At 71.6% G+C, this 4,057-nt stretch carries 4 protein-coding genes and 1 pseudogene; 4 read left to right on the forward strand and 1 reads right to left on the reverse strand.

The genetic code is table 11. The annotated features are described in order from the left end of the window. Positions 1-59: 59 nt before the first annotated feature. Positions 60-869: an adenylate/guanylate cyclase domain-containing protein gene (locus G6021_RS05890; protein WP_182616786.1), complete on the forward strand. Its 810-nt coding sequence runs from the start codon at positions 60-62 to the stop codon at positions 867-869. Between the two features lie 21 nt (positions 870-890). On the opposite strand, the gene G6021_RS05895 is transcribed toward G6021_RS05890, so the two are convergent. After that, a complete protein-coding gene (locus G6021_RS05895; RefSeq protein WP_182616787.1) occupies positions 891-1,511 on the reverse strand; it encodes a TetR-like C-terminal domain-containing protein in 621 nt (206 codons plus the stop codon). A gap of 52 nt (positions 1,512-1,563) precedes the next feature. Here G6021_RS05895 and G6021_RS05900 point away from each other — a divergent pair, with 52 nt between their 5' ends. The 3 genes and pseudogenes from G6021_RS05900 to G6021_RS05910 form a co-directional block, all read left to right on the forward strand. Beyond that, positions 1,564-2,730 (forward strand): hypothetical protein, encoded by a 1,167-nt coding sequence (locus G6021_RS05900; RefSeq protein ID WP_182616789.1) that lies wholly within the window; start codon positions 1,564-1,566, stop codon positions 2,728-2,730. A 5-nt stretch (positions 2,731-2,735) separates the two neighbouring features. After that, positions 2,736-3,724 (forward strand): annotated as a pseudogene (locus tag G6021_RS05905) (TIGR03617 family F420-dependent LLM class oxidoreductase). Then, positions 3,721-4,057 (forward strand): PEP/pyruvate-binding domain-containing protein (locus G6021_RS05910; protein ID WP_277817923.1); only part of this gene is annotated, 337 nt, incomplete at its 3' end. The pseudogene G6021_RS05905 and the gene G6021_RS05910, both read left to right, overlap by 4 nt.

The following is a 4,057-nucleotide window of genomic DNA, read 5'->3' on the forward strand; positions in this document are numbered from 1 at the left end:
GAGTCCGGGCACGCCACCACACACGGCACCACGGGAGCACGTGCGGCTACCCTCTGAGCATGTCGAACCCTCGGTGGGAGCGGGCGCGCGCGTCCGCCGCCCGAATCGCAGCGGGCGCCCGCGATATCAACAGACACCCCTCCGCGGTCGAGGCGTTGCGCCGCGCCCGGCGCGCGTTGCCCGGCGATTCCGGGTTCGGAGATCCGCTCTCGGCGGCGGGCCGCGACAGCGCGGGGACGATCGCCCGCGTGGCCGGTCGCCTGTTCGACGAGCAGCCCACCGCCTCGCGCGAGTTGTCCCTGGGCGGGTTGCAGGTGTGGCACGCGCTGACGCAACGGTCCGGCCGAGGCGGCAGCGGGAGCGAGGTGACCATCGTGTTCACCGACCTCGTCGGGTTCTCCAACTGGGCCATGCGCGTCGGCGACGAGGACGCTCTACGGCTGCTGAGGGAGGTCGCCTCGGCCACCGAGCCGGAGGTGCGGAACCACCGCGGGCACGTGGTCAAGCGCCTCGGCGACGGCCTCATGGCGGTCTTCCCGTCGCCCCAGCTCGCCTTCGATGCGGTCGTGGCCTGCTCCGCCGGGCTCGACCGCGTGGAGGTCGCCGGCATGCGGCCCCGGATCCGTGCCGGCATCCACACCGGGAACCCCCGCCTGATCGGCGGCGACTACCTGGGCGTCGACGTCAACATCGCCGCCAGGCTGGCGGAGAAGGCGGGGACGGGCGAGATCCTGGTCAGCGAGACCACTCTCCCCGGACTGGATGAGTCCAGGGTGTCCACGCGTCGCAAGAGGAGCTTCCGGCTCACCAAGGCCAAGGGGGTCCCCGACGAGGTCGCCGTCTACACCGCGGTCCCCCGCCAGCAGTGACGGCTGCGCGCGCGGCAGCCGCTACTCGGATGGGCCGGGCCACCGCCCGGTGATGAGCTCGGTCATCTCGTCCACCCACGCCTCGTCGAGGGCGGCGTCCCGGCGGACGAGGATGCGGAAGATCACGGTGCCCGCGACCACTTCGGCGAGCATGGGCAGCTGGTCGTCGCCGCGCCGGGACCGGCCGAAACGGCTCTCGAACGCGGTGAGGTTGCCGGCCAGTCGGGCGATCATCTGGTCGTGGACCACGGGGTCGGCGACGGTGTCGGCGATCAGTCCCGGCAGCGCCACGCGCACCTCCGGCCGGTCGAACATCGACCGGATGGTCTCCACCAGCGCCCTGATGTCGCTGCGGACGTCCCCGGAGTCCGCCGGCAACACGACGGTCTCCGCGGACAGCACGGCCTCGTGGACGAGCTGCGCCTTGCCCGACCACCGCCGGTAGATGGCCGCGGTGGTCGTCCCCGCGCGCGCGGCGATCGCCGAGAGCGACAGCGCCGGATAGCCCGTCTCGAGGATGAGCTCCCTCGTCGCGGCGATCACCGCGGCATCGATCCGGCCGTCGCGCGGCCGCCCGGCACCAGACCGGCCCCCGGCGGACTTGGCCGATTTCCCGCCAACCGTGCGCCCGTCTGTTGTCATGGGTTCACCCTAGTTCCAATACAGTGCGCATCGTATTTTCAGGGAGAGACCCGTGAAGCTCAGCCCGCTCGACGAGTACCCGATCCACCAGACCCACGCGCCGGTCACCTGGCCCGCCACCTCCGACCGGAACTTCTACGACCGGTCGTACTTCAACGTGCTCGACCGCGAGGGCCGATTCATGGCCCTGACCGGGATCGGGTACTACCCCAGGCTCGGGGTCAAGGATGCCTACTTCGTGGTCCGCCGTGGTGACACGCAGACCGCGGTGCACCTCAGCGACGCGATCGACGACGACCGCCTGCACCCGAACGTCGGGGGATACGCCCTCGAGGTGATCGAACCCCTGCAGGAGCTGCGTCTGACGCTGGCTCCGACGGAGGGCATCGCCGCGGACCTGACCTGGCGGGGACTGTTCCCCGCCGCCATGGAGGAGCCGCACTCGATGCTCACCGACCGGCGGGTGACGCTGCAGGCCAGCCGCTTCGCGCAACTCGGCTCGTGGGAGGGGTGGATCGAGGTCGACGACGAGCGGATGGAGGTCACCCACTCCTCGTCGGTCGCCGCCCGGGACCGCTCGTGGGGCATCCGTCCCGTCGGCGAGGCGGACGCACCCGGCCGCCCGGACACCGCGTTCCGGGGCATGTGGTGGCTCTACCTGCCCCTTGCGTTCGACGACTACCAGCTGTTCCTCATCCTGCAGGAGGACCCCGACGGCCACCGCAGTCTCTATGACTGCACCCGTCGCTGGCGGGACGGCCGCGTCGAACAGCTCGACGGCGTGCGCGTGGACGTGGACTACCGCGCTGGCACGCGGATCCCGACGGGCGTCCACGTGGAGTTCATGAACCGCGCCGGCGACCGGTTCCGGCTGGACGTGGAGTCCAGGCTGTACGCGCCGATCGCGTTCGGGTCGGGGTACGGCGGCGACTCCTCCTGGGCGCACGGCAGCTGGAAGGGCGAGGGGTTCACCGAGCGGGTGAGCTTTGACCTCACCGACCCCGACGTGATGGCCGGGGCCGCGTTCAGCCTCATCGACCACGTCGGCCACGCCGTCTGCACGGAGGCCGACGGGACGACGCGCGAGGGCGCCGGCCTGTTCGAGCACGGCGTGATCGGACCGCACCACCCGTCGGGCTTCACGGACTGGACCGACGGTGCGGGCTCGGGTTCAGACGCCGACTCGGGCTCCCCCTCGCGGACCGGAGCGCAGGCGTGAAGATCATGACGGCCCTGTTCGGCCCCACCGACGTGGTCCACCGCGCGGAGGCGCTCAAGGAGGCCGGTGCGTCCGGGGTGTTCACCTTCGAGGGCCCGCACGACGTGTTCACCCCCTGGTGCTGGCCTCTCAGGTCCCCGGGCTGGACGTGATGTCCAACGTCGCGATCGGGTTCCCCCGCAACCCCATCCAGCTGGCGCACCAGGCCAACGATCTGCAGCTGCTCAGCGAGGGCCGGTTCGTCCTGGGCCTGGGCACGCAGGTGCGGGCGCAGATCGAGAAACGTTACGGGGCCGAGTTCGACCGTCCCGTCGAGCGGATGAGGGAGCTGGTGGGGGCGCTGCGGGCCATCTTCGCCACCTGGGCCACCGGCGAGCGCCTGGACTTCCGCGGAGAGTACTACCGACACACCCTCATGACCCCCACCTTCGTCCCCGGGCCCAACCCGTACGGTCCGCCGCCCATCTACCTGGGCGCGCTCGGGCCGCGGCTGACCCGGGCCACCGCGGAGGTGGCCGACGGCCTGCTGGTGATGCCGTTCGGGTCGAAGAAGTTCCTCCACGAGGCCACGATGCCGGCCGTGCGCGCCGGGCTGGCCGCCGCCGGTCGCAGCGAGGAGGACTTCGAGGTGGTGCCCGAGGTGATCGTGTCCGTGGCCACCGGGGCCGAGGACGACCACGTGTCCACGCGCCGCCTGCTGGCGTTCTACGGATCCACGCCGGCGTACAAACCCGTGCTCGACGCCCACGGGTGGGGCGACCTCCAGCCGGAGCTGAACACCATGTCCAAGCAGGGCCGCTGGCAGGAGATGACGTCGTTGATCAGCGACGACATCCTGCACACCATCGCCGCGTGTGGCTCCCCTGCCGAGGTGGCCGCGCACATCCGCGACCGCGTCGACGGGGTGTCGGACCGCCTCTGCCTCTACCAGACGGGACCCATCGCCACCGATGCGCTGGCCGAGATCGTCGAGTCGCTGGGAGGCGACCGATGACCCCGACGGTGGTCGAGTTCGATGAGGTCGCCGACGATCGCTACGGGGGGAAGGCCGCGGGCCTGGCCGAACTCCGGCGCCTCGGCCTGGACGTTCCCCGGGGGTTCGTGATCGCGGACGCGTCGGATGACCTCGTCGTCGTCGACCTCTCCCGGTGGTTCGACCGCATGGCCGACGCCGGCGCGGCGCCGGTGGCCGTGCGGTCCTCGGCGGCCGGAGAGGACGGTGAGGACCACTCGTTCGCCGGCCAGTACGACACGGTGCTGGGCGTGGACTCCGCGGCGCGCTTCGTCGACGCCGTGCGCACGTGCGTGGCCTCGGTGGACTCCGGCC

The organism is Dietzia sp. CW19 (genome assembly GCF_014145265.1).
Lineage (GTDB): Bacteria > Actinomycetota > Actinomycetes > Mycobacteriales > Mycobacteriaceae > Dietzia > Dietzia natronolimnaea.